Raw genomic sequence first — 22,943 nt, 5'->3', positions numbered from 1 at the left:
GCATCAGCTCCACGAGATTGCGGCCAGGTCGTTCACCACGATCGGCATGCTCGGCCACAGGCCCTTCACTTCCTTGCGCGCGATGGTCGGGAACACCGCCTGGTACAGGAAGCCGTTGACCGCGTCGGTCGCAAGCTGGCGCTGCGCCTCGGCCAGCAGGTCGGCGCGTCGCTTCTTGTTCTCTTCGTTCTGGATGGTGACGAACAGGTCGCGGAACTTCTTCGAGTCGTAGCCCCAGTAGTAGTCGGGCTCGGTGTACTTCACGAGGTCGAAGGGCTCCACGTGCGCGACCATCGTCAGGTCGAAGTCGTGCGCGCCACCGAAGGTGCCGCTGAGCCATTGGGCCCACTCCACGTTCTGGATCTTCACGTTGATGCCGATCTGCGCGAGTTGCGCCGCGATCATCTCGCCGCCCTGGCGTGCATACGAGGGCGGGGGCAGCTGCAGGCGCAGTTCGAGCGGCGTCTTCACGCCGGCCTCGGCCAGCAGCTTCTTCGCCTTCTCGATGTCGAAGGGGTTCATCGCCGTGGTGTCGATGAAGCCCGGTGCGCCCAGGGCGTAGTGGCTGCCGATGGGCCTGCCGAAGCCGTCCGCCGCGCCCTGGACGATGGCGTTGCGGTCGATGGCCGCGAGGATGGCGCGGCGCACGCGCACGTCGTCCAGCGGCTTCTTGCGGTTGTTGATGGTCAGGATCACCTTGCCGCGCGTGCCGACCTCGATCACCTGGAAGCGCGGGTTGCCCTTGAACTGGCTCACCGAGCGCGTGCCCGCGCGCGGGAAGATGTCGATGTCGTTCGACAGCAGTGCGGCGGTCTGCGCGGCCGTGTCCGACATGAAACGGAACACGAACTTCGCGGTCTTCGCAAGGTTCGGGTCGCGGTAGGTCGGCGACTTCACCAGCGTGCACGAAGCGCCGCGCTGCCATGCGCTCAGCTTGTACGGGCCGGTGCCGACCGGCGCGGTGACGTTGGTCTCGGCACTCTTGGGCTCGACGATACAGGCGGTCGACTGGCCCAGCATGAAGGGCAGGTCGGGGTTGGGCAGCGTGCTGTTGACGCCCACCATGTACTCGTCGAGCGCCACGGTGCTGATCTCGCTGAAGAAGCGCTTGTCCTTGTTGGTGCTCTTGGCGTCGCCCGCGCGGTCGAACGAGAACTTCACCACCGACGCGTTGAAAGGCTGGCCATTCTCGAAGCGCACGCCCTTGCGCAGCTTGAAGACGAAGGTCTTCATGTCGGGCGACGACGTCCAGCTTTCGGCCAGCATCGGCGTGACCGAGCCGTCGGCATTCACCTTGGTGAGCGTCTCGAAGATGTTGTACTGCGTGATCTCCGCGATGGCAGACGCGGCGCCGCTCGTCGGGTCCAGGCCTGGCGGCTCGAGCGGCATGCCGATCGTCAGCGTGTTCTTGCCGGCCTGCGCGCGGGCCTGGGGCAGGAATACACCCGGGATTGCCGCGGCCATGGCGGAAGTCATGAGTGTGCGTCGCTTCAACATTCGATAGATCCTGGAGATGTGAGGGTGGAGGAAAAGAGAGCCCGTTTCGGCTAGCGGGACGGTGTGTGCAGAACGGCGGAAAGCAAGGTGCGCGTGTATTCGTGCTGGGCGTGCTGGAACAGGTCGGCCGGGCGACCCCGTTCGACGATGCGGCCCTTGAAGACCACGCACACTTCGTCGCACAGGTGGTTCACCACCGCGAGGTCGTGGCTGATGAGCAGGTAGCTGATGCCGAACTGCTGCTGCAGGTCCTGCATCAGGTTGAGCACCTGGGCCTGCACCGATACGTCGAGCGCGCTCACGGGTTCGTCGGCCACGATGAGCTTGGGGCGTGTGATGAGGGCGCGAGCGATGGCGATGCGCTGGCGCTGGCCGCCCGAGAACTCGTGCGGGTACTTGTCCATGTCGGTGGTGCGCAGGCCCACGGCGGCCAGGGCTTCCGAGGCGCGCTCGCGCTGCACGGCGCGGCTGGTTTCGGCCAGCGCCTCGAGCGGCTCGGCCACGATGCGCGCCACGGTCTGGCGCGGGTCCAGCGAGCCGTAAGGGTCCTGGAACACCATCTGGAAATCTCGCCGCGCGGTGCGAAGCTCGGCCTTCGGCAGCGCATGCAGGTCGCGGCCTTCGAGCGATACGCTGCCCGAGGTCGGCGTGTCGAGCGCCATCACCAGGCGCGCGATGGTCGACTTGCCCGAGCCCGATTCGCCGACGATGCCCACGCTCTTGCCGGCCCGCACCTCGAAGCTCACGCCGTTGAGCGCCTTCACGGTCGGTGGCGGGCCGAAGAGCTTTTCGCGCGGCAGCGCGTAGTGGCGGTAGAGGTTGTTCACGGCAAGCAGGGGCTGGCCGGCGGTGGTGGACTTGCTCATGCGGTGGCCGCCTTGGCATTCGACGCGGCGATTTCGCCCAGCCGCAGGCAGCGCACCGTGTGGTCGTTGGGCAGCATCGTGGCTTGGGGCCGCGTGCTCTGGCACAGGTCGATGGTGTGGGCGCAGCGGCCCGCGAAAGCGCAGCCGCGCGGCATGTCGACCAGTTCGGGCACGCTGCCGCGAATGGTCGGCAAGCGGCCGGCACGCACGGCCCCGATGGCGGGCCGCGCCGCGAACAGGCCGCGCGTGTAGGGGTGGGCGCGACCGGCGAAGACCGTGTCGGTCGGGCCGCTTTCCACGGCGCTGCCGCCGTACATCACGAGCATGCGCTGCACGCTGTTGGCGATCACGCCGAGATCGTGCGAGATCAGGATCAGCGCCATGCCCATTTCCTTGACCAGGCCCTGGATCAGGTCGAGCACCTGCTTCTGGATCGTCACGTCGAGGGCGGTGGTGGGCTCGTCGGCAATCAGCAGGTCGGGCCCGCAGGCGAGCGCCATCGCGATGCCGATGCGTTGGCGCTGGCCGCCGGAGAACTGGTGCGGGTAGGCGTCGAGGCGCGAGGCCGCGTCGGGAATGCCCACGCGGTCGAGCAGGCTCAGTGCTTCCTTGCGTGCCTGCGCCTTCGTCAGCCCGCGATGCAGTTGGAGCGGCTCACCGACCTGGCGCGCGATGGTGTGCACCGGGTTCAGCGCGGTCATCGGCTCCTGGAAGATCATGCCGATGCGGTTGCCGCGGATCTGACACATCTGCTTTTCCGGCAGGCCGACGAGCTCCTGCCCGTCGAGCTTGATGCTGCCCGTGACCTTGGCGCTCGATGGCAAGAGGCCCATGAGCGACATCACGGTGATCGACTTGCCGCAGCCCGATTCGCCGACGATGCCGAGCGTTTCGCCGCGCTCCAGCGAGAACGAAATGCCGCGCACGGCCTGCGCCGGCCCGCGCTGGGTCTGCAGGCCGATCTGGAGGTTGTTGACTTCGAGGAGAGGCATATTGCTTACCTGGCGCGTGCGAGGCGTGGATCGAGCAGGTCGCGCAAGCCGTCGCCGAGCAGGTTCAGGCCCAGCACCGCGAGCGCGATCGCCATGCCGGGAAAGACGGCCAGCAGCGGCTGCTGGAACATGAGGGTCTGCGCTTCGCTGAGCATGCGGCCCCACGAGGGCTGCGGCGGCTGCGTGCCCAGGCCGAGGTAGGAGAGGGCGGCCTCGGCCAGGATGGCAATCGCGAAGCGGATCGTGATCTGCACGATCAGCACCGCCGAGATGTTGGGCAGCACGTGCTGCATCGTGATGGCGAACGAACCCTTGCCGCAGGCGCGCGCGGCGGCCACGTACTCGCGTGACCAGATCGCGTTGGCCGAGGCCCGCGTGATGCGTGCAAACGTCGGGATGTTGTAGATGCCGATGGCGACGATTGCGTTGACGATGCCGGCGCCGAACACCGCCGTCATCATGATGGCCGAAAGGATCGCGGGGAAGGCCAGCGTGAAGTCCGACAGGCGCATCACTGCTTCTTCGACCCAGCCGCGCTTGGCTGCGGCGAGCAGGCCCAGTGCGGTGCCGACCACGAGGCCGATGCCGACCGCGATCACGCCGACGAGGATCGATGCACGCGCACCCACCAGCAGCAGCGACGCCACGTCGCGGCCGAATGCATCGGTGCCGAGCCAGTGCGAAGCCGAAGGGGCCTGCATCTTGCTCGCCATGTCCATGGCATAGGGCGACCAGGGCGTCCACACGAAGGACACGAGAGCCGCCACGAGCAGCAATGCGGCCAGCACGCCGCCGATGACGAAGCTGCGGTGCTTCAGCGCGCGCTGCCAGAAGCCGGGGACCTTGAGCGCCGCAGCGCTCGGGCTTGGAATAGCAAGGGTGTTCATATGTCGCTGGCCTTGATGCGCGGATCGATCACGGCATAAAGCACGTCGACCACGAAGTTCACGATGACCACCATGGCCGCGAGCAGCATCACGCAGTTGCGCACCACGATCAGGTCGCGGTTGCTGATGGCCTGGAAGATCAGGCGGCCCAGGCCCGGCAGGTAGAACACGTTCTCCACCACGATGGTGCCGGCCAGCAGTTCGGAAAACTGCATGCCCATGACCGTGATGACGGGGATCATCGCGTTGCGCAGCACGTGGGTCCAGAGCACGGCGCGCTGCGAAACGCCCTTGGCGCGCGCGGTGCGCACGAAGTCTTCGCGCATCACCTCGAGCACCGCCGAGCGCGTGATGCGCGCGAGGATCGCGGCCTGCACCACCGCCAGCGACAGGGCCGGCAGCAGCAGCGACTTGATGCCCGAGAAGATGCCCTCGCTCCATCCCTCGAAGCCGCCGGCCGAGAACCACTGCAGCTGGACCGAGAACACCAGGATCAGCAGGATGGCGAACCAGAAATTGGGAATGGCGATGCCGACCTGGGCCATGCTCATCAGGCCGACGTCGCCGAGCTTGTTGTGGCGCGCGGCGGCGGTCACGCCCACCAGCAGCGCAATCACGACGGTGAGGGCCATCGCCAGCATGGCCAGAGGAACGGTAAGCGCGAGGCGTTCCAGGATCAGGTCGAGCACCGGCGAGCTGTAGGCGTAGCTGTCGCCCAGGTTGCCCGTCAGGAGGCCGGCAATCCAGTGCCAGTAGCGGGTCCAGGCGGGCTGGTCGAGGCCGAGCTTGGTGGCGAGGGCGGCCACGGCCTCGGGTGCGGCATCGGGGCCCATCAGCATCTGCGCTGCATTGCCTGGAAGAATCTCCAGTACCAGGAACACGATGATCGATGCGCCCACCAGGGTGCCGATCAACGTCAGCGTGCGTTTCAGCAGGAACAGGCCCATTTCAGTGACTCCGCTCGGCGTTGTGTCGTGGGATGCTCTTGTTCAGGGCGCGTGCGAATGACACCGGGTACTCCCCTCCGCGAATGTCCCCCGCCTTCGGCTCCTCCTTTATTTCGCTGCGGGGAGCACCCGGTGCCATTCGCACATGGACGCAGCGCCTGTGCCAACCGATCAACAAGTGCTCTGAACGATCACGTCGATGGTGTGCTCTGCGCAGCGAAATAAAGGAGGAGGCCGCAGGCCGGGGGACATTCGCTTCGCTCCGCACACCGTCGGCGTGATCGCGCCCTGAACAAGAGCAGCGCGTCATGCCGAAATGCAGCTAGCAATCGCGCGACCAACATCCACGGTCGAAGCGTTCCCACCCATGTCGCGAGTACGCGGACCCTCGCTCAGCACAGTCTCGATGGCCGAGATCACCGCAGCCGAAGCCTCTGCGTACACCGGGTCGTTGTTGCCCAGATGGTCCAGCATCAGCGCGGCCGACCAGATCTGGCCGATCGGGTTGGCGATGCCCTTGCCTGCGATGTCGGGCGCCGAGCCGTGCACCGGCTCGAATAGAGAGGGGAATTTGCGCTCGGGGTTCAGGTTGGCCGAGGGCGCGATGCCGATGGTGCCGGTGCAGGCCGGGCCCAGGTCGGAGAGGATGTCGCCGAAGAGGTTGGAGGCCACCACCACGTCGAACCAGTCGGGGTGCTGCACGAAGTGCGCGCACAAAATGTCGATGTGGTACTTGCTGGTCGCGATGTCCGGGTGGCGCTTGGCGATTTCGGCGAGGCGTTCGTCCCAGTAGGGCATGGTCACCGAGATGCCGTTCGACTTGGTCGCGGCCACGAGGTTCTTGCGCTTGCGCCGGCTGGCAAGCTCGAAGGCGTATTCGATGATGCGGTCCACGCCGATGCGCGTGAACACCGCTTCCTGGATTGCCATCTCGCGCGGCGTGCCTTCGAACAGGCGGCCACCCACCGAGGTGTACTCGCCCTCGGTGTTCTCGCGCACCACCAGAAAGTCGATGTCGCCGGGTTTGCGGTGCGCCAGCGGGCCGGGCACGCCGGGCATCAGGCGCACGGGGCGCAGGTTGACGTACTGGTCGAAGTCGCGGCGGATCTTGATGAGCAGGCCCCACACGGCAATGTGGTCGGGCACCTTGTCGGGTGCGCCCACCGCACCGAAGTAGATCGCGTCGTGGCCTTGGATCTTGTCGGCCCAGTCGGCCGGCATCATCAGGCCGATGCGCACATAGTGGTCGGAGCCCCAGTCGAAGTGGTCGTACGAAAAATCGATGCCGAAGCGGCGGCCGACCGCGTCGAGCACGCGCAACCCTTCGGGCATGACCTCGACGCCGATGCCGTCTCCGGGAATGACGGCAATCCTGTGCTTTCTCTGCATTGACTCAACCTGTTCCAAGTTCGTTTCGTTCGGTGCGCCAGCGCTCGTGACGCGGGCTGCTTTCGAAAAATTCTAGAAGCGAGAACCAGGCCAGAAGAGGGGGTTGGCACCCAGATTGCCTTGACAAAATAAGAAGGCCACGCGGAATGCCTTCACTGGAGAGATCAAAAATTCCCTGTCATGAAATTGACTTTGACTTCAAATAATTAGAAGGCTCGAGGCATCTACGGCCATCTGCCTGCCGGCTCTCGCAACCGGTTCATGTGTCCCCCGTACCATGGCCCGATGCGAACACTCCAACTCCCCACCGGCGGCGAGATGCCGGTTCTCGGTCTCGGCACCTGGCGCATGGGCGAAAACGCCGGCCATCGCGCGGCCGAAGTGAAGGCGGTGCGCGAGGCCATCGTGCTCGGATACCGGCTCATCGACACCGCCGAGATGTACGGCGAGGGTGGCGCCGAAACCGTCCTGGGCCAGGCCATCGGCGAAGCCTTGCGCGCAGGTGACGTGCGGCGCGATGAGCTCTTCATCGTCAGCAAGGTCTATCCGCACAACGCCAGCCGGCGCGGCACGCCCGAGGCTTGCGAGCGCAGCTTGAAGCGACTCGGGATCGAGACGATCGACTTGTACCTGCTGCACTGGCGCGGCAGCCATCCGCTGCGCGAGACGGTTGGGGCGATGCATTCGCTGGTGGCCGACGGGCGCATCGCTCGCTGGGGTGTGAGCAACTTCGACACCGACGACATGGAAGAACTGGTGCAGGCCATCGGCGACGGCCCTGGGTGCGCGGCGAACCAGGTGTACCTGTCGCTGGGTGAGCGCGGCCCGGAGTTCAGCCTGCTGCCGTGGCAGCGCGAACGCGGCATGCCGCTGATGGCCTACAGCCCGATCGACCAGGGTGCGCTGGCTGAAGATGATGGGCTGGCTGAACTGGCCGAACGGCTTGGCGTGACGGCCGCGCAGCTGGCACTGGCCGCGGTGATCGCCCGGCCCGGCGTGGCGGCGATCCCGAAGGCGGTGCGCAGCGCGCACCTGAAGGAGAACCTGACGGCCGCGGAGCTGAAGCTCGATGCAGCGACCCTGGCGGACCTGGACCGGCTGCATCCACCGCCGCGGCGCAAGGGGCCGCTGGCGATGATCTAGCAACAGCTCAGTGGGCTTCGGCCTGCTTGGCCGCGGCGATCACGGCCTCTTTGTCGTGCTTCGCACCGTTGAGGAACAGGTTGAGCAGCACCGCGCTGATCGACGCCAGCAGAATGCCCGACTCGACCAGCGAGTGAATCGCATGCGGCATCCACTGCTTGAAGTTGGGTGCGATGAGCGGAATCATGCCGATGCCGATCGACACCGCGACGATCATCGCGTTGTGCCGGTTGCCCTTGAAGTCCACGCCCGAAAGAATGCGGATGCCCGTGGCGGCCACCATGCCGAACATCACCAGGCCCGCGCCGCCGAGCACCACGGTGGGCAGCGACTCGATCAGCGCGGCCATCTTGGGCAGCAGGCCGAGCACGACCAGGATCACGCCGCCGGCCACGCAGACATAGCGGCTCTTGATGCCCGTGACGGCCACCAGGCCCACGTTCTGCGAAAAGCTGGTGTACGGAAAGGTGTTGAAGATGCCGCCGATCAGCGTGCCCAGGCCGTCGGTGCGCAGCCCGCGCGCCAGGGCCTTCTGGCCAATCTTGCGGTCGGTCATCTCGCCGAGCGCGAGAAACATGCCGGTCGATTCGATCATCACCACGATCATGATGAGCGTCATCGTCAAGATCAGGATCGGGTCGAACTGCGGCATGCCGAAGTGGAAGGGCAGCACCACGTCCACCCAGGCCGCCTTGCCGACCTTCTCGTAGGTCATGAGGCCCGTGGCCGAGGCCACCACCGCGCCGATCACGATGCCCAGCAGCACCGAGATGTTGGCGATGAAGCCCTTCGCGTACTTGACGATCAGCAAGATGGATACGAGCACCAGCGCCGCCACGCCGAAACCCGAGAGGTCTGCGTACTTGGGGTTGGGCACCGTGGGCATGATGGCAAAGCCCTTGGGCACCGCGGGAATCGAGCTGCCCGGCGAGGTCACCTCGGCCAGCCACTTGGCGTAGACCGGATCGACCAGCGCCGGCGCCGTCGGGCCCACAGGGTTGCCGAAGATCCAGTTGATGCCCACGCGCATCAGGCTGATGCCGATCACCGCGATGATGGTGCCCGTGACTACCGGCGGGAAGAAGCGCAGCATGCGGCTCACCAGCGGCGCGATCAGTATCGACACCACGCCCGCGCCGATGATGGCGCCGAACAGCAGCTGCGCGCCGTTCTGCCCGGGGTTGGCGTTGGCGATGGCCACCATGGGTGCGACCGAGGCGAAGGTCACGCCCATCATCACCGGCAGCTTGATGCCGAACCACTGCGTGGCGCCCAGCGCCTGGATCAGCGTGGCAATGCCGCAGCAGAACAGGTCGGCCGAGATCAGCAGCGCCACCTCGTCGGGCGAGAGCTTGAGCGCGCGGCCGACGATCAGCGGCACCGCCACGGCGCCCGCATACATCACCAGCACATGCTGCAGGCCGAGGGCCGCAAGCTTGCCCGAAGGCAGGCGCTGGTCCACCGGATGGACTGTCTGAACAGGGGAAGAGGTCTCGGCCGTCATCGTGTGTCTCCTGGCGCGGCAAGGGGAACGTGCGTGGACGGCGCGGTTGTCCGAGGCGTCCACAGTGTGTGTACGCCAAACTGTATACAATTTATGTCGCAAACTGGATGCAGGAAAACCCGCATCGCCGCGGTGCCTTCCAGCTGTCAGATCAATTTTCCATTTTCAGCCGCCGTATGAGCCAGTTCGCGGTGAACTCGAAGTGCTCTCGCATGTTCGATTCCGCCGTGTGGCCATCATCTCCAATTACCAGTTGCGTCACGTTGAAGCCAAGAGCCAAAAGAGATGCGGGTTCATCTCTGGAGACGAGGTCTTCGCGAGCGCCGTTCACCATAAGAATGGGTTTGCGCAACTGCACCGCAGTAGGCATCTTCAGTTGACGTGAGAGTTGGAATGCTTCGTAGTATTCGCACATCGCTTGACGGGGTGTCGTCTGCGGATTCATGTTCGCAAACACGGTGTAGGGCGCGACGATCCATGCGGGAGCAATCTGGCAATGCGCTTGCCCAAAGCTCGAATCGCTAGGTCCGCCTATGTTCACGATCGCTTTGTAGAAGTCGTTCCTCAGCCCGCCAAGCGTTCCCAGATAGCCTCCCATACTCCAGCCGTAGATGGCCACTCGGTCTGGGTCCAGGTCGCTGCGGGTCTTGATGTAGTGGGCAACGGCGTCAAACATCACGGAGGACTCCGGACGGAATCCAAGCTGGTTCTCCCCAGTGTCCGGATTTTCGACAATGAGGGTGGCGAACCCGCGACCGACGAAATAGTCGCTATGCCGGATCATCTCCGTCTTCAGGTTGTCGAGGCCGCCGAGAATCACCAGGACCGGCAGCTTTTCGTTGCCGCTGCGTCGTGTCGACGGCGCCCGGAAGTAGCCGATGAATTCTTTCTCTCCGGTCTTGAACGTGATCCGTTGGAGCGGCTTCCCCAGCACCGCGTGGGCTCGTTCGGTCGCCTGCAAATCCGCGACCGGGACACGCTTGGGGAGCCGGTTCATCCGCAGATAGAAGGCGGCCTTCTTGTATTCGGCCGATGCGGCCGTGTTGCGACCGCGCTCTTCGGCCGCGCGGGCTCGTTCCAGATGCGCCTGAGCGGGCTTGCTGAAAGTCGCTTGCCAGACCGGCTGCGACGGCCCGGCGTGTTCTGGCAGCGTTGCAACGATTTCGTCGAACGTGCTCGCTTCGATTCCGGCATCCTCGAGCCACCAGCAGATGTTGAATTTGAACGAAGGATGCATGCGAGCGATGCCTCCCGGGTACTCTGCCTGTCCTTTTCTGCAGAACTCGGCCATGCTGTCCGCGGCCCTGGCCGAAGGAACCCCCTGTGCTGCGGATTCGCGCGGCGCTGCCGCGACAAGAAAAACAGCGCCGAAGGCCGTCAAGAGTTTCAAAATCAATCTGTTCGTCACGGTCTTTCCTTTGGTTGGGTTTGGTGGCTCACGCCCGTTGCCGGGGCGAAGAAGCGGTCTGCTTGGCGCTATCGGGTCGACGCACTTGGCAGCCAGCCATTGCCGCGATACCAGGCGACCGTATCGGCAACGGTTTGCTCAATCGGACGAAACTTCAGCTGAAGTTTTTGCTCGCTCTTCGTGTGGTTGAAGTGGCTGCGCCCCGCCTCCTTGCGCATCAGCCGCACAGTGGCCAGGCTGAGCAAGATGGGCTTGCCGCTGATCCGCGCGTAGAGTTCCTGTACCGCCGCCAAGAGATACAAGAGCGGAAAGGGCAAATTGCGTGTCGGCGTCTTGATGCCCGCGATCTTCCCTACCAAGGGCACCAATTCCTGCATCGTCATGTGGCGGCCGGCAGCCAGGTAGCGTTCGCCGCGCTGTCCGTCCTCTGCGGCCGAAATTTGCGCCCTCGCCACGTCGCGGGCATCGACCACGGAAAAGCTGCCAGGCAGCAGCCCAGGTAGTTTTCCAAGCACCACGTCATTGACGAATTGTCCTGACGAGGTGGGGCCGATATCAGCCGGCCCCCACATCCATCCTGGCAAGACAAAGCTCGCGTGCATGTCCTGGTGCGCCGCAAGAAAGGCCGATACGACCTGATCGGCCAATATCTTGCTTCGGTAGTAGTCGTCGTCGGCATCTGCCAGGTCACGCAGACAGGTCTCGTCGATGGGCATGCCCGGCTCGCCGTTCAGCACCGCAATGGATGAGGTCTGAACGAAGCGCCGGATGCCGGCGTCGTATGCCCGCTCGATGAGCTGCTGCGTGCCGTCCACATTGATGCGCTTGAGTTCTTCCCAATGGCTGCCGCCCTTGAAGTTGTCCCGAAAGAACGCAGCGGTGTGGAACACCACGTCGCATCCACGCAGTGCGTTGGAGAAAGCGCGTACGTCCGCCATGTCGCCCAACACCAACTCGACGCCTTTCACCCCTGCAAACTGTTGCTGGCCCTTGGCCTTCGAGCGAACAAGGGCCTTGACGGAGACGCCTCGCGCGACCAGCTCGCGCACAAGGTTGTTGCCGAGAAGGCCGGTAGCGCCGGTGACAAACGCGGACCTCAAGGCCTTGGTTTTTTCCATATCAATTGAATTTCAAAAATCAAACGAGTTTTGAATGTACCGTCGCCATTTTGAAATATCAAGTGATATTTGAACCTTTGGTTTCCGGCCTTGGCCCCCGGACGCAGGTGCCCGCCAGTCGATATCCAAAGTTCATGTGATATCTTTTGAGGCATGAGCCCAACGACAGCAGGAAGGCGCCTGACCCGCGAGGAAAGCCGGGCGCAGACTCGCGAGCGTCTGATCGAAACCGCGCAGCACTTGTTTGTGTCGAACGGGTATGGAGGTGCGTCGATCCGCGACATTGCGGACAAGGCGGGCTACTCCCAAGGCGCCTTCTATTCGAACTTTTCAAGCAAGGAAGACGTCCTGCTGGAGCTGCTGCGACGGCATATGGAAGGGGAAGCGGCGCAGCTTTCCAAGGTCATGGGCAACGAGCGGCAAAAGCCCGAGCAGATGCTTGCCGAACTGGAAGCCTGGGCTTCCACGCTCAATCACGATGCCGATTGGTGCATGCTTTCCATCGAGCTGCAGCTGCATGCCAACCGCAGTCAAACGTTCGCTGCGGAGTACCAGAAGGTGTGGGACAAGCACCGGTCCGAGATTGGCGCCGTGATCGGCCAGTTGTTCAACAAGCTCGGGCGCACGCCTTCTGCCGCACCGGACGAACTGGCCGCTGCCTTCATGGCACTGTCGCATGGGCTGGCATTGCAGAGGACGACCACTCGTTCGGATCCCTCGGGACGGCTGATCATGGTGTTCCTGCACGGACTGATCGCAGGTGCGGAACGCCTGGGAACGGCCGCTGTCGCACCGGCTGGCTCTCCTGCGCGCAAGCCAAGGAAGCACTCTCCGAAAGCCAGGCACTGAATCGCCCCAGGCTCCCCGGGGCCCCTTGGGGCCGCTTTGCAGACCTTTTTCAGGCGAGCAGGGCCTTCACCAGGTCGAGCTGGCGGTCGGGCTTCTCGGTGCCGAGCTCCAGGCTGGCCTCGATGCGCTCCAGGTGCTCGGTCATGCAGGCCACGGCGCCTTCCACGTCGCCCTTGCGGCAGATGCGCAGGAAATCGGAGTGCTCGTCCGACGAGCAGTGCGGGTCGTTCGACGAGTGGTAGAGCATGGCGATCAGCGAGCTGCGCGCCACCAGCTCGCGCACCAGCTCGGCCAGCGTCTTGTTGCCCGTGGCCTCGGCCAGCGCCACGTGAAAATCGCCCAGCACCTTCTCGCGCACGGTGCCCGTGGTGGTGGTCTGGCGCAGTGCGGTGCGCTCGAAGCGGATGTGCTGCTCCAGCACCTGGTAGTCGCGCGGCCGTGCATTGGCGATGAACAGGCGCACCACTTCGCTTTCGAGGATGCGGCGCACCGCGAACACCTCGCGCGCCTCCTGCACCGTCGGCTGGCAGACGAACGCGCCCTTGTCGGGAATCATCTCGATGAGCTTGTCCTTCGACAGCATGAGCAAGGCCGCGCGGATCTTGGTGCGGCTCACCGAATAGACGCGGCCCAGCGCTTCCTCGCGCAGCCAGGTGCCGGGCGGCAGGCGCTTTTCGACGATGGCGGTGGCAATGTCCTGCGCAATGCTTTCGATGGAGCTGCCCTTGTCGGCGGCAGCCGCGCCGTTGTCGGCAGGAGCGGCGGTGGCAGGGGAGACGGGAGATTTGGAGCTGGCGCGGGGCATGTCGGGATTGTGGCTCAGCGGGATTGCCGGCACGCCCGTGCCATTCTTCTTGTTCTTGTTCTTCTTATGGGCCGACCAGGGTGAAGCCTTCGAGCGCGCCCGTCATGCGCTTGGGCAGCGGGTGGGCCAGTTCGCCGCGCTTGCTGGTCGAAAGCTTCAGCGTCACCAGCGATTCGACGAGCTTGGTGCCCGCGGCCACGCCGTCGATCACCGGCACGCCGAGCAGGCCGCCGATGTGCTCGCACAGGTCGGTCATGCCGGCACAGCCGAGCACGATGCAGTCGGAGCCGTCTTCTTCGAGCGCGCGCCGGCACTCGTCGACGATGCGTTCGCGCGCACGCGAACCGGGCTCTTCCAGTTCGAGCACCGGCAACTCGCAGGCGCGCACGTTGGCGCAGAAGCGCTCCATGCCGTAGATCTCGGCCAGGTGCCAAGCCTGCCCCATCGTGCGGCCCAGCGTCGTCACCACGCTGAAGCGGCTGCCCAGCATGCTGGCCAGGTGCATCGCCGCCTCGGCAATGCCCACCACCGGGCCGCGCGCCAGTTCGCGGGCGGCCTGGAGGCCCGGATCGCCGAAGCAGGCGATCACGTAGCCGTCGAAGCCGTCGCGCTCGCCGGCCGCAATCTCCTGCAGCAGGCCGGGTACGGCCAGCGCCTCGTCGTAGTGGCTCTCGATGGAGACCGGGCCCATGGCCGGGCTGACCGCGACGATTTCGGTGCTGGCGTGCGCCACCGCGCGGGCGCAGGCGCCGATCTTCTCGGTCATGCTCCAGGTGGTGTTGGGATTGATGATCTTGATGCGCACGGCGCGGCCTTTCTCTTTCAGTATTTCAAGTCTTGTTGTTGCGGTTCACGAGCACGTACAGCACGAAGCCCAGACCCATGCCGATGAACCATGCATAGTTCGCGCCACCGCGCAGCGCCGGCACCATCACGCACAGAATCGGCACCAGCGCGGAGGGGATCAGCGCCTGGATCGCCTTCGGGTTGTAGCCGCCGCTGTACCAGTACTTGCCCTGCTTGCTCATGGTGTAGAGCGCGTCCACGTCGATGCGCTGCTTGCGCACAATGTAGTAGTCGGCAATCAGAATGCCGAACAGCGGGCCGATGAACGAGCCCAGCACGTCGAGCGTGTAGTGAATGACCTCGGGGCTGTTGTAAAGGTTCCACGGCGTCAGAAACACCGAACCCACCGCGGCGATCATGCCGCCCGTGCGCCAGCTGATGTGCTGCGGCGCCACGTTCGAGAAGTCGAAGGCCGGCGAGACGAAGTTGGCGACGATGTTGATGCCGATGGTCGCGATCATGAAGGTCAGCGCGCCCAGCACCACCGCGGTGGTGCTGTCGATCTTGCCCACGGTGTGCACTGGATCGGTGATCAACTCGCCGAACACCGGCAGCGTGGCGGCCGTGGTGATCACCGTCAGCAGCGAAAAGAAAACGAAGTTGATCGGCAGGCCCCAGAAGTTGCCCTTCTTCACCGCGTCGAAGCTCTTGCCGTAGCGCGAGAAGTCGCCAAAGTTGAGCATCGGGCCGCTGAAATAGCTCACCACCAGCGCAATGGCCGAGAGCATCACCGGCAGCGCGTCCCAGCCCTGGAACTTGATGCCGCCCAGGTTCAGGTCGATCTTGCTCCAGCCGGCCTTCCACACCAGCCAGCCGCAGAGCACGGCCATCACCACGTACACGGCCGGACCGGCCCAGTCGATGAACTTGCGGATGGCTTCCATGCCGTGCCAGAACACGAAGGCCTGCAGCACCCACATGATCATGAACGCCACCCAGCCCAGCGTCGAGAGGCCCGCGAAGCCGTGCTGGGCCACGTCGGCATACGGCGCGAGGTTGGGGAACATGTGCAGCGCCAGCACCATGAAGGCGGCCGATGCGAGATACGTCTGCACGCCGTACCAGGCGACTGCGATCAGCCCGCGGATGATGGCCGGGATGTTGGCGCCCAGCACGCCGAACGAGGCGCGGCACACCACGGGGTAGGGCACGCCCGTCACCTGGCTCGGCTTGGCCACCAGGTTGCAGAAGAACTGCACGATGACGATGCCCACGAGCAGCGACACCAGCACCTGCCAGCTCGACAGGCCCAGCGCGAACAGGCTGCCCGCCGTGATGTAGCCGCCCACGCTGTGCACGTCGGACATCCAGAACGCAAAGATGTTGTATTGGCCCCAGGTCTGCTTCTTGAGCGGGGCCAGGTCTTCGTTGGTCAGCCGCGGGTCGTAGCCGGGCTTGATCAGCGCGTTGGATTCGGCATGCGGCGCGTGGCCGGCTTCGCTCGCCCCCGCGGGGGCCTGGCTGACGACTGTGCTCATGGGTCTTTCCTCGTGCGAATGGTGGGTTGAGGGACCGCTTTCCAACGCAAAATTCCGCGCCGGGTATCGGGTGCGTTATTTGTATACAAAAAACGTGTGCAATCAAGCCCATCCGGCAATTCATATATCCGTACATTCCCTGAGGCGCTCGGAGGACACAAAAAAAGGCGCCAATGGCCCGCAGCCATGGCGCCTTCGACTTCGACCGCGGTCGAATCAGCGGGCGGTCATTCCTCCGCGTCAACCGGCGCCAGCATGGTCCCGCGGCAGTTCGGCGAGCCGCAATGGCAGGGATAATTTTCGGCTGGCGAACCATCGTCCGCGGTCAGGGAATAGTCGATGAACAGCTCGTCGCCCGCGTCCACCGGCACGAGGGTCTGGAACTTGAGCATCAGCTCGCCCGCGTCGTCGTATTCCTCGACCGCCTCGCAGTTGGGGTCGCAGGCGTGGTTCAGGTGGCGGGTGCCGTTGCCGCCCTTGGCGCCGTCGATCGTCTCGTGGTTGGAGAGCGTGAACAGGTAGGTGAGCTGGTCGTTCCACGACTTGGCCGCGATCTCCTGCTGCGTGTAGCGCCGGCCTTCGTAGAGGCCGAGGAATGCCTCGGCCGGCAGGTCGCGCGCCGCAAATGCACCGAGCCCGTGCACCCCGCTGGGCGCGACCCGGATGTTGGGCGTGGACGAGGTTTGCTTGCGGGGTTTCATGTGCGAAAGAGGCGGCAGGGGGTTGAGAGACAAGGCGAGTGGCAAGTGTGCACCAGCCGCTTGCTCATTCGTCGGGATCTTCGTCGGCCTGGGCCTGGAACATGCGCGTGAAGTCGCAGCATTCCTGCGCCAGCATCACGATGGACGAGGTGAGCGCGCTGCGATGCTCGCCCTTGTGCATGGCCACATAGCGCACCACCGGCAGGGCGGGCACCACGTCGATCACGGCGAGCATGCCGGCCGAAACGAGCGGGTCCAGGCACTGGCGCGGAAGGTAGCTCACGCCCAGCCCGGACACCGTGAGCCCGGTCAGCGCCACGAGGTTGCTCACCACGATGGTGTCGGACGGCTGCACGCCCTGGTCCTTCATCCAGGCGTCGTAGGCGCGGCCGGTGCCGGAGTTCTTGCCCTGCACCAGCATGCGGTGCCGCGCGAGTTCGTGCAGCCGCATGCGGCCGGTGGCCGGCACCACGCCGGGCTTGCACATCCAGGCGCTCTTCACCTGGCCGATGGCCTTGCTCTGCATGCGCGAATCGGCAAAGGTGTCGGGCACGATCACCAGGTCGAGCTCGTCGGCCAGCAGCTTGTCGCGCAACTGGAGGCTGTCGTCGACGTCGGGTTCGAGAATGACCTTGGGATAGTGCTGCTGGATCAGGCCGACCAGCCGCGGCAGCCATGTCATCGCGGTCAGTTCGGTCACGCCGATGCGCAGCCGGCGCTCCACCACGCCCGGCTTGCCGAACTGCTCGACGGCGGCGTCGCGTTGCTCGAGCAGCCTGGCCGCGAGCACGAACATCTCCTCGCCTTTTTCAGTCAGGCGCGCGGTGCGCTGGCTGCGGTCGAAAAGCTCGGTGTCGAACAGCAGCTCGAGTTCATGCACCCGTTTGGACACGGCCGACTGCGAGGTGTGAAGCTGGTTGGCCGCCTGGGCGAAGCCGCCGAGCTTGGCGATCCAGTACAGGGCTTCGAGCTGCTTGAAGGTCATCATGGTGCGCGCCCTTGTATTGAATCCTTTTATTCATGTTATTCGATCACAAAAAATCGCTTTTAGAAATTTGAAGGTGCGCAGAAGATTCGCTCCGGTCCTGCCCCCCGTGTACTTCTTGCCTCATCCTCAAAGGAACATTCGATGAACCTCAAACAGTCCCTCGCGCTCGGCGCCAGCATTGCGCTGCTCTGCGGTGCTGCCGCCGCGCAAGAGAGCCCCACGCTGCGCAAGATCAAGGAAACCGGCACGGTGCAGATCGGCAGCCGCGACACGCAGATTCCGTTCTCCTACAAGACCGGCGCCGAAAGCGCGCCCATCGGCTTCACCAACGAGATCTGCCTGAAGGTGGTCGATGCCATCAAGGCCAAGCTCGGCCTTCAGAAGATCGAGGTGCGCTACACGCTGCTCAATTCGACCAACCGCATTCCGCTGGTGCAGAACGGCACGGTCGACCTCGACTGCGCGACCACCACCAACACGGTGCAGCGCCAGCAGCAGGTCGACTTTGCGCCGAGCCATTTCGTCACCAACATCACCGCCGCGGTGAAGAAGAACTCGGGCATCAACTCGATCGCCGACCTGCAGGGCAAGACCGTCGCCACGGTGGCCGGCAGCACTTCGATGCAGCTGCTGCGCGGCTTCCGCAAGACCGAGAACATCGAGGTGCAGGAAATTGCGGGCAAGGACACGGCCGACGCCTTCCTGCTGCTCGCGAGCGACCGCGCCGTGGCCTATGTGCTCGACGACGTGCAGCTGGCCGGCCTGATCGCCAACCAGCCCAACGCTTCCGACTACAAGCTGCTGAAAGACGTGCTGCGGCAAGAACCCTACGGCATCATGATGCGCAAGGACGACCCCGAGTTCAAGGCCATCGTCGACCAGACCGTGACCGAGATGATGAAGTCCGGCGCCATCGACAAGCTCTACGCCAAGTGGTTCATGGCGCCCATTCCGCCGCGCAACGTGAACCTCAACTTCCCGATGTCCGACGCCGTGCGCGAGGTCTACAAGAACCCCAACAACAAGGGCGTTTGAGGATGTCGGCAACTACACACCATGCCAACGGGCTGGCGTTTTCCGACGCGCTGATGCGCGAGGTGAAAGAGCGCTTTCTCCACGTCGACCACGACCACCACGGGCGTGAGCGTCTCTACTTCGACAACGCGGGCGGCTCGTTCCGGCTGAAGGCTGCGGCCGAGCGCTTCATGCAGGTCGATGCCATTCCCGACAACGCGGAGCGCATTCACGCCACGGCCGTCGAGCTGCAGCAGATCCAGGCCAGGGCCGCGGCCGACGTGCGCACCATCCTCAACGCGCGGGGCGGCAGCGTCTATGCATCGCTGACGGCATCGGGCGCGATGTTCGACATGGTGCGCGCGGTGGCCGAGAACGTGCCGGGCACGAACATGGTCACCACCGTGCTCGAGCATCCCTCGTCGTTCGACGCCATGAGCCTTTATGCGGGCAAGACCGGCCGCGAGCTGCGGGTGGCAAGGAGCAACCCCGAGACCGGCGGCGTCGATGCCGACGAGATCGTGCGGCTGGTGGACGAAAACACCTGCCTGCTCAACGTGATCTATGCATCGAACATCTCGGGTGCCAAGCTCGACATGGAACAGATCGTCCGGCGCGCGCGCGAGATCAAGCCCGATCTCTACATCGTGGTGGACGCCGTGCAGCATGCGCCGCACGGCCTGATCGACCTGCAGAAGACGCCCGTGGACGGCATCAACATGGCGCCCTACAAGTTCTTCGGCTGCCGTGGCTCGGGACTCTCATGGGTATCGGTGCGCGCGGCGCTGCTGCCGCACCACAAGCTCGCGGGCAAGAAGCCCGACTTCTGGGACCTGGGCAGTTCGGCGCCCTGGCAGTTTGCCGTGCTCACCGAAATCGTCGACTACGTGTGCTGGCTCGGCGGCCATTTTTCGGATGCCACCGAGCGCCGAGCGCTGTTCGAGGCGGGCATTGCGCACATCGAACTGCACGAGCGGGCCCTGCTCGCGGCGCTGCTCGACGGGAGCGGCAAGGCCACGGGCCTGCGCAATATCGAAGGCGTGAAAGTCTTCCTCGATCATCCAGACCTCACCAGGCGCGACCTGATCATCGGCATCGGCTTCGAGCACCTCGACTGCACGCAGGCGGTGGTCGAGTACGGCAAGCGCGGCGTCACCGTGTACGAGCGCGCGGCAAGCAGCATCTACTCGAAGCGCATGCTCGATTCCTTCGGGCTCGAAGGCACGGTGCGGGTTTCGCCACTGCACTGCCACTCGGCCGCCGACGTGGAGAAGTTTCTCCAGGTGACGCGGGAGATTGCCGTCAGCGTGAAGGGCCTGCGGACAGGAACCGGCGGATGACCGGAACCACCTGCTCGAGATGCGTCTCGAGCAGCCAGTGGCCGCCGTCCGTCAGCACCAGCTCGGCCTTTGGAAGGTCGCGCAGGTAAGCGCGGGCGGAGGCCTCGGGCATGTAGCCATCGTTGGGTCCCCAGACGATGAGCGCCGGCGGTTGGTGCTCGCGCAGATAGGCCTGGTAGCGCGGAAACCATTCGAGGTTCTTCTTCAGCCCCTCCATCAGCTTGAGCGAGAGCTTGCGGCGCGGCGGCGTGTCCATCAAGGGCCAGTGCAGCTTCCACAAGTCGGGCGGAATCTGCGTGGCCTGTCCGGCGGAAACCTCGCCGACGAACTCGGCGCGAAAGCCGTCTTCGCTCACGGCCTCTTCGAGCACCGCGCGATGCCTGGCCGATGGATCGCGCCAGTATTCTTGAATGGCCCGGTACTTGGGGCCGAGCGTGTCTTCGTAGATGTCGCCGTTCTGGATGATCACCGCGGCCACGCGCTCAGGCCGGCGGATCGCCAGGCGCAAGCCGATCTGCGATCCGTAGTCGTGCAGATAAAGCGCGTACCGATCAAGTCTCAGCTTGTCGCAGAAGGCTTCGAGAAAGGCCGCATAGGCATCGAAGTCGAAGCCGAAAGTATCAGCGGACGGCGTGTCGCTCAGGCCAAAGCCGGGATAGTCCGGCGCCACGAGGCGCCATTGGTCCGCCAGCGCCGGCATGAGCCGGCGGTACTGGAACGACGAGCAGGGATAGCCGTGTGGAAGCAGCAGCACAGGGGCGTCGCGCGGGCCGGCTTCACGATAGAAGATCTGCATCCCGCCCACATCGGCGAAGCGATGCGCAACCGACTGGGCATCGGCGGTCAGCGGGATCGTGGCGTTGGGGGGTGTTGAACTGCGTTCGGTCATGCAACCATGCTGCACGTCCATGCCCCCGCGCCTTTGTAGGCGACGACTGATGCGCCGCGTCGGACGCCCCCAGCGCAAGGGCCAAACTCAGTCGCGGTCGCGATCGATGCCGAAGGCGCGCAGCTGCGCCGCGAGCCGGTCGTACTCGGCCGCATCCAGCGCCACCAGCGGCGGCCGCACCCGCATCCAGCCCGGTGCGTCGTCGAGCATGGCCATCAGGCCCTTGAAGGCGGCCGTCAAACCGTAGCCGCCGAGAATCTTGAGCAGGTCCAGCACGCGCTGCTGATCGACCTCGGGCTGCGTGGAGCCCGCAACCAGGCGCTGCACGAGGCGCGGCATGACGTTGGCGATGCCGCTCACCGCGCCGAGGCTGCCGCGCGCGGCCATCGTTTGCAGATCCGGCTCGTTGCCCACCCACACCTGCATCGGCGGCATGAACGCCTCGGCGTAGGCCAGCGAATCCTCGCGCTTGCAGCTGCTGTCCTTGAGGCCCACGATCGTGTCCGGGTAGAGCGTCTTCAGCGTGCGGATGACGTGGTGGCTCAGCCCGACGCCTGCCACTTGAGGGATGTGATACAGCACGATGCGCAGCCTCGAATCGGCAACACCATCGATGATCCATCGGTAGGCGTCGATCACTCCCTGGTCGGGAACGCCCTTGAGGAAGAAGGGCGGCAGCAGCAGGCAGCCGTAGGCGCCCAGCTCGACCGCATGCCGGGTCAGCGCGAACGCATCGGGCAGCGCGGCGCAGCTGGTAGAGGCCAGGATGCGCCCGGCAGGCACGCCGTGGGCGACCAGGCCGGCCAGTGCGTTCATCCGCTCGCTCACGCTGAAGGAGGGGCCTTCGCCGGTCGTGCCGAAAGGCGTCACGCCGGTGCAGCCGGCGTCGAGCAGGCGCAAGGCGTGTGCGGCGAAGCGGGGGGTGTCGATGCCGAGCTTCTCGTCGAGCGGGGTCAGCAGGGCGGGCCAGATGCCGGTGTAGGGAACGGTGGAGGGGGTGTTCAAGGTCGGGCTTTCGGAGACGCACCGCCGCGTAATAAAAGCTCAGGCCAGCAGGTCGCTCAGCGTGCGCGCAATCACCTTGGTGGCGCGGCGCAGGTCTTCGAGCACCACGCGCTCGTCGCTGCGCTTGGCGTGCGACTCGAGCACGGTGCGCGGCCCCGCGCCGTAGATCACGCCAGGAATGCCGGCTTCTCCATAGAGCCGAACGTCGGTGTAAAGCGGCGTGCCCATGGCCTTGATCGGTTCGCCGAACACCGCCTGGCCGTGCTTCTGGATGGCATCGACCAGCGGCTTGTTGCCGGCCAGCGGCTGCATCGAATTGGCGAGCAGCAGGCGCTTGATCTCCACCGTGATGCCGGCGCTTTCGGCCGCGGCATCGGCGATCACCTTGCGGATCGTCGCCTCGACCTCGACCGGATTCTCTTCGGGGATCATGCGGCGGTCGAGCTTGAACACCACCTTGCCGGGCACCACGTTGGTGTTGGTGCCGCCTTCGATGCGGCCCACGTTGAGGTACGGGTGCGTGATGCCTTCGACCTTCGACGTAACCTGCTGGTAGAGCGTGTTCTGCGCGTAGAGCGCGTTGAGAATCTTGACCGAGCCCTGCAGGGCATCGACGCCCGTGGTGGGAATGGCCGCATGCGCCATCTTGCCGTGCACCGTGACTTCCATCTGCAGGCAGCCGTTGTGGGCCGTGACCACCTCGTAGCTGAAACCGGCCGCGATCATCAGGTCGGGCTTGGTCAGGCCCTGCTTGAGCAGCCAGCCCGGGCCGAGGATGCCGCCGAATTCCTCGTCGTAGGTGAAGTGCAGCTCGACGCTGCCCTTGGTGGGCCTGGCGGCGGCTTCGAGCGCGCGCAGCGCGAAGGTGAAGCTCGCGAAGTCGCTCTTGCTCACGGCGGCGGCGCGGCCGTAGAGGCTGCCGTCGGCAATTTCGCCGCCGTAGGGGTCGTGCGTCCAGCCGTCGCCCGGCGGCACCACGTCGCCGTGCGCGTTGAGCGCCACGGTTCGGCCACCGCTCCCATACTGGCGGCGCACGATCAGGTTGGTGATCGATTCGAGGCCGTAGTCCTTTACTTCCTGCTCCGGCACCGCGTGCTTCTCGGCTTCCATGCCGAAGTCTTTCAGCAGCTCGGCCGTGCGCTCGGCATGCGGCGCGTTGTTGCCGGGCGGCGTGTCGGTGGGCACGCGCACCAGCTGCTGCAGAAACTGCACTTCTTCGTCGAAGTGGGCGTCGATCCAGGCGTCGAGCTTGGCGTAGTCGGTCATGATTTTTCTTT

The 22,943-nt window shown here is 65.0% G+C and carries 21 protein-coding genes; 4 read left to right on the top strand and 17 right to left on the bottom strand.

Going from position 1 to position 22,943, the window contains the following annotated elements; genetic code table 11:
- Positions 1 to 3: 3 nt before the first annotated feature.
- The 6 genes from ACJ7Z0_RS09545 to ACJ7Z0_RS09520 all read right to left on the bottom strand — a co-directional run bounded on the left by ACJ7Z0_RS09545 (position 4) and on the right by ACJ7Z0_RS09520 (position 6,578).
- Complete coding sequence (locus tag ACJ7Z0_RS09545) at positions 4 to 1,497, bottom strand: ABC transporter substrate-binding protein (RefSeq protein ID WP_434789653.1); 1,494 nt, start codon at positions 1,495 to 1,497, stop codon at positions 4 to 6.
- Between the two features lie 50 nt (positions 1,498 to 1,547).
- The gene (locus tag ACJ7Z0_RS09540) at positions 1,548 to 2,363 is read right to left on the bottom strand and encodes an ATP-binding cassette domain-containing protein (protein WP_434789652.1); all 816 of its coding nucleotides are present in this window, start codon (positions 2,361 to 2,363) and stop codon (positions 1,548 to 1,550) included.
- Complete coding sequence (locus tag ACJ7Z0_RS09535; RefSeq protein ID WP_434789651.1) at positions 2,360 to 3,355, bottom strand: ABC transporter ATP-binding protein; 996 nt, start codon at positions 3,353 to 3,355, stop codon at positions 2,360 to 2,362. The genes ACJ7Z0_RS09540 and ACJ7Z0_RS09535 overlap by 4 nt, the downstream gene beginning before the upstream one ends.
- A 5-nt stretch (positions 3,356 to 3,360) precedes the next feature.
- Positions 3,361 to 4,242, bottom strand: a complete 882-nt coding sequence (locus ACJ7Z0_RS09530; protein ID WP_434789650.1) for an ABC transporter permease — start codon at positions 4,240 to 4,242, stop codon at positions 3,361 to 3,363.
- On the bottom strand, positions 4,239 to 5,189 hold the full coding sequence (locus ACJ7Z0_RS09525; protein ID WP_434789649.1) for an ABC transporter permease: 951 nt from the start codon (positions 5,187 to 5,189) through the stop codon (positions 4,239 to 4,241). Before ACJ7Z0_RS09525 ends, ACJ7Z0_RS09530 begins: the two co-directional genes overlap by 4 nt.
- 306 nt (positions 5,190 to 5,495) lie before the next feature.
- The gene (locus ACJ7Z0_RS09520) at positions 5,496 to 6,578 is read right to left on the bottom strand and encodes a tartrate dehydrogenase (protein ID WP_434789648.1); all 1,083 of its coding nucleotides are present in this window, start codon (positions 6,576 to 6,578) and stop codon (positions 5,496 to 5,498) included.
- Positions 6,579 to 6,863: 285 nt separating this feature from the next.
- Between ACJ7Z0_RS09520 and ACJ7Z0_RS09515 the strand changes: the two genes are divergently transcribed.
- Entirely contained in the window at positions 6,864 to 7,721 is an 858-nt protein-coding gene (locus tag ACJ7Z0_RS09515; protein ID WP_434789647.1) for an aldo/keto reductase, read from the top strand.
- Between the two features lie 7 nt (positions 7,722 to 7,728).
- On the opposite strand, the gene ACJ7Z0_RS09510 is transcribed toward ACJ7Z0_RS09515, so the two are convergent.
- The 3 genes from ACJ7Z0_RS09510 to ACJ7Z0_RS09500 all read right to left on the bottom strand — a co-directional run bounded on the left by ACJ7Z0_RS09510 (position 7,729) and on the right by ACJ7Z0_RS09500 (position 11,751).
- Complete coding sequence (locus ACJ7Z0_RS09510) at positions 7,729 to 9,225, bottom strand: nucleobase:cation symporter-2 family protein (protein ID WP_434789646.1); 1,497 nt, start codon at positions 9,223 to 9,225, stop codon at positions 7,729 to 7,731.
- Between the two features lie 151 nt (positions 9,226 to 9,376).
- Positions 9,377 to 10,633, bottom strand: a complete 1,257-nt coding sequence (locus ACJ7Z0_RS09505; protein WP_434789645.1) for an alpha/beta hydrolase family protein — start codon at positions 10,631 to 10,633, stop codon at positions 9,377 to 9,379.
- 68 nt (positions 10,634 to 10,701) lie between these two features.
- Entirely contained in the window at positions 10,702 to 11,751 is a 1,050-nt protein-coding gene (locus ACJ7Z0_RS09500; RefSeq protein ID WP_434789644.1) for an SDR family oxidoreductase, read from the bottom strand.
- Positions 11,752 to 11,904: 153 nt separating this feature from the next.
- Between ACJ7Z0_RS09500 and ACJ7Z0_RS09495 the strand changes: the two genes are divergently transcribed.
- Positions 11,905 to 12,600 carry a TetR/AcrR family transcriptional regulator gene (locus ACJ7Z0_RS09495; RefSeq protein ID WP_434789643.1) on the top strand — a complete coding sequence of 232 codons (696 nt, stop codon included), beginning with the start codon at positions 11,905 to 11,907 and terminating at the stop codon, positions 12,598 to 12,600.
- A 49-nt stretch (positions 12,601 to 12,649) separates the two neighbouring features.
- Here ACJ7Z0_RS09495 and ACJ7Z0_RS09490 read toward each other — a convergent pair whose 3' ends face one another.
- The 5 genes from ACJ7Z0_RS09490 to ACJ7Z0_RS09470 all read right to left on the bottom strand — a co-directional run bounded on the left by ACJ7Z0_RS09490 (position 12,650) and on the right by ACJ7Z0_RS09470 (position 17,415).
- Complete coding sequence (locus ACJ7Z0_RS09490; RefSeq protein ID WP_434789642.1) at positions 12,650 to 13,405, bottom strand: GntR family transcriptional regulator; 756 nt, start codon at positions 13,403 to 13,405, stop codon at positions 12,650 to 12,652.
- 64 nt (positions 13,406 to 13,469) lie between these two features.
- Entirely contained in the window at positions 13,470 to 14,210 is a 741-nt protein-coding gene (locus tag ACJ7Z0_RS09485) for an aspartate/glutamate racemase family protein (RefSeq protein ID WP_434789641.1), read from the bottom strand.
- A gap of 25 nt (positions 14,211 to 14,235) precedes the next feature.
- A complete protein-coding gene (locus ACJ7Z0_RS09480) occupies positions 14,236 to 15,729 on the bottom strand; it encodes an NCS1 family nucleobase:cation symporter-1 (protein ID WP_434789640.1) in 1,494 nt (497 codons plus the stop codon).
- 227 nt (positions 15,730 to 15,956) lie between these two features.
- Positions 15,957 to 16,430 carry an SET domain-containing protein gene (locus tag ACJ7Z0_RS09475; RefSeq protein ID WP_431128784.1) on the bottom strand — a complete coding sequence of 158 codons (474 nt, stop codon included), beginning with the start codon at positions 16,428 to 16,430 and terminating at the stop codon, positions 15,957 to 15,959.
- Positions 16,431 to 16,494: 64 nt separating this feature from the next.
- Positions 16,495 to 17,415, bottom strand: coding sequence for a LysR family transcriptional regulator (locus ACJ7Z0_RS09470; protein ID WP_431132162.1), 921 nt, complete (start codon positions 17,413 to 17,415; stop codon positions 16,495 to 16,497).
- A 144-nt stretch (positions 17,416 to 17,559) separates the two neighbouring features.
- Between ACJ7Z0_RS09470 and ACJ7Z0_RS09465 the strand changes: the two genes are divergently transcribed.
- The gene (locus tag ACJ7Z0_RS09465) at positions 17,560 to 18,453 is read left to right on the top strand and encodes an amino acid ABC transporter substrate-binding protein (RefSeq protein WP_431128787.1); all 894 of its coding nucleotides are present in this window, start codon (positions 17,560 to 17,562) and stop codon (positions 18,451 to 18,453) included.
- Between the two features lie 2 nt (positions 18,454 to 18,455).
- Entirely contained in the window at positions 18,456 to 19,772 is a 1,317-nt protein-coding gene (locus ACJ7Z0_RS09460) for an aminotransferase class V-fold PLP-dependent enzyme (RefSeq protein ID WP_434789639.1), read from the top strand.
- On the opposite strand, the gene ACJ7Z0_RS09455 is transcribed toward ACJ7Z0_RS09460, so the two are convergent.
- From ACJ7Z0_RS09455 to ACJ7Z0_RS09445, 3 genes are all read right to left on the bottom strand, one after another.
- On the bottom strand, positions 19,735 to 20,682 hold the full coding sequence (locus tag ACJ7Z0_RS09455; protein WP_434789638.1) for an alpha/beta fold hydrolase: 948 nt from the start codon (positions 20,680 to 20,682) through the stop codon (positions 19,735 to 19,737). The two genes, ACJ7Z0_RS09460 and ACJ7Z0_RS09455, sit on opposite strands and share 38 nt — an antisense overlap.
- A 66-nt stretch (positions 20,683 to 20,748) precedes the next feature.
- Positions 20,749 to 21,666: a dihydrodipicolinate synthase family protein gene (locus ACJ7Z0_RS09450; RefSeq protein ID WP_434789637.1), complete on the bottom strand. Its 918-nt coding sequence runs from the start codon at positions 21,664 to 21,666 to the stop codon at positions 20,749 to 20,751.
- Between the two features lie 39 nt (positions 21,667 to 21,705).
- Positions 21,706 to 22,932: a M20 family metallopeptidase gene (locus ACJ7Z0_RS09445; RefSeq protein ID WP_434789636.1), complete on the bottom strand. Its 1,227-nt coding sequence runs from the start codon at positions 22,930 to 22,932 to the stop codon at positions 21,706 to 21,708.
- Positions 22,933 to 22,943 lie beyond the last annotated feature (11 nt).

This window comes from Variovorax palleresanus (assembly GCF_051144945.1).
Classification (GTDB): Bacteria; Pseudomonadota; Gammaproteobacteria; order Burkholderiales; family Burkholderiaceae_C; genus Variovorax; species Variovorax paradoxus_S.
The sequence above is the reverse complement of the archived record's forward strand: the minus strand, read 5'-3'. Positions and strand labels throughout refer to the sequence as shown.

What these genes read in the sequence shown, in the direction of transcription:
- ACJ7Z0_RS09530 (WP_434789650.1), bottom strand. Translation starts at nt 4,242, where the DNA reads ATGAACACCCTTGCTATTCCAAGCCCGAGCGCTGCGGCGCTCAAGGTC.
- ACJ7Z0_RS09465 (WP_431128787.1), top strand. Translation starts at nt 17,560, where the DNA reads ATGAACCTCAAACAGTCCCTCGCGCTCGGCGCCAGCATTGCGCTGCTC.
- ACJ7Z0_RS09535 (WP_434789651.1), bottom strand. Translation starts at nt 3,355, where the DNA reads ATGCCTCTCCTCGAAGTCAACAACCTCCAGATCGGCCTGCAGACCCAG.
- ACJ7Z0_RS09525 (WP_434789649.1), bottom strand. Translation starts at nt 5,189, where the DNA reads ATGGGCCTGTTCCTGCTGAAACGCACGCTGACGTTGATCGGCACCCTG.
- ACJ7Z0_RS09500 (WP_434789644.1), bottom strand. Translation starts at nt 11,751, where the DNA reads ATGGAAAAAACCAAGGCCTTGAGGTCCGCGTTTGTCACCGGCGCTACC.
- ACJ7Z0_RS09495 (WP_434789643.1), top strand. Translation starts at nt 11,905, where the DNA reads ATGAGCCCAACGACAGCAGGAAGGCGCCTGACCCGCGAGGAAAGCCGG.
- ACJ7Z0_RS09520 (WP_434789648.1), bottom strand. Translation starts at nt 6,578, where the DNA reads ATGCAGAGAAAGCACAGGATTGCCGTCATTCCCGGAGACGGCATCGGC.
- ACJ7Z0_RS09480 (WP_434789640.1), bottom strand. Translation starts at nt 15,729, where the DNA reads ATGAGCACAGTCGTCAGCCAGGCCCCCGCGGGGGCGAGCGAAGCCGGC.
- ACJ7Z0_RS09455 (WP_434789638.1), bottom strand. Translation starts at nt 20,682, where the DNA reads ATGGACGTGCAGCATGGTTGCATGACCGAACGCAGTTCAACACCCCCC.
- ACJ7Z0_RS09490 (WP_434789642.1), bottom strand. Translation starts at nt 13,405, where the DNA reads ATGCCCCGCGCCAGCTCCAAATCTCCCGTCTCCCCTGCCACCGCCGCT.
- ACJ7Z0_RS09460 (WP_434789639.1), top strand. Translation starts at nt 18,456, where the DNA reads ATGTCGGCAACTACACACCATGCCAACGGGCTGGCGTTTTCCGACGCG.
- ACJ7Z0_RS09445 (WP_434789636.1), bottom strand. Translation starts at nt 22,932, where the DNA reads ATGACCGACTACGCCAAGCTCGACGCCTGGATCGACGCCCACTTCGAC.
- ACJ7Z0_RS09545 (WP_434789653.1), bottom strand. Translation starts at nt 1,497, where the DNA reads ATGTTGAAGCGACGCACACTCATGACTTCCGCCATGGCCGCGGCAATC.
- ACJ7Z0_RS09470 (WP_431132162.1), bottom strand. Translation starts at nt 17,415, where the DNA reads ATGACCTTCAAGCAGCTCGAAGCCCTGTACTGGATCGCCAAGCTCGGC.
- ACJ7Z0_RS09510 (WP_434789646.1), bottom strand. Translation starts at nt 9,225, where the DNA reads ATGACGGCCGAGACCTCTTCCCCTGTTCAGACAGTCCATCCGGTGGAC.
- ACJ7Z0_RS09475 (WP_431128784.1), bottom strand. Translation starts at nt 16,430, where the DNA reads ATGAAACCCCGCAAGCAAACCTCGTCCACGCCCAACATCCGGGTCGCG.
- ACJ7Z0_RS09540 (WP_434789652.1), bottom strand. Translation starts at nt 2,363, where the DNA reads ATGAGCAAGTCCACCACCGCCGGCCAGCCCCTGCTTGCCGTGAACAAC.
- ACJ7Z0_RS09515 (WP_434789647.1), top strand. Translation starts at nt 6,864, where the DNA reads ATGCGAACACTCCAACTCCCCACCGGCGGCGAGATGCCGGTTCTCGGT.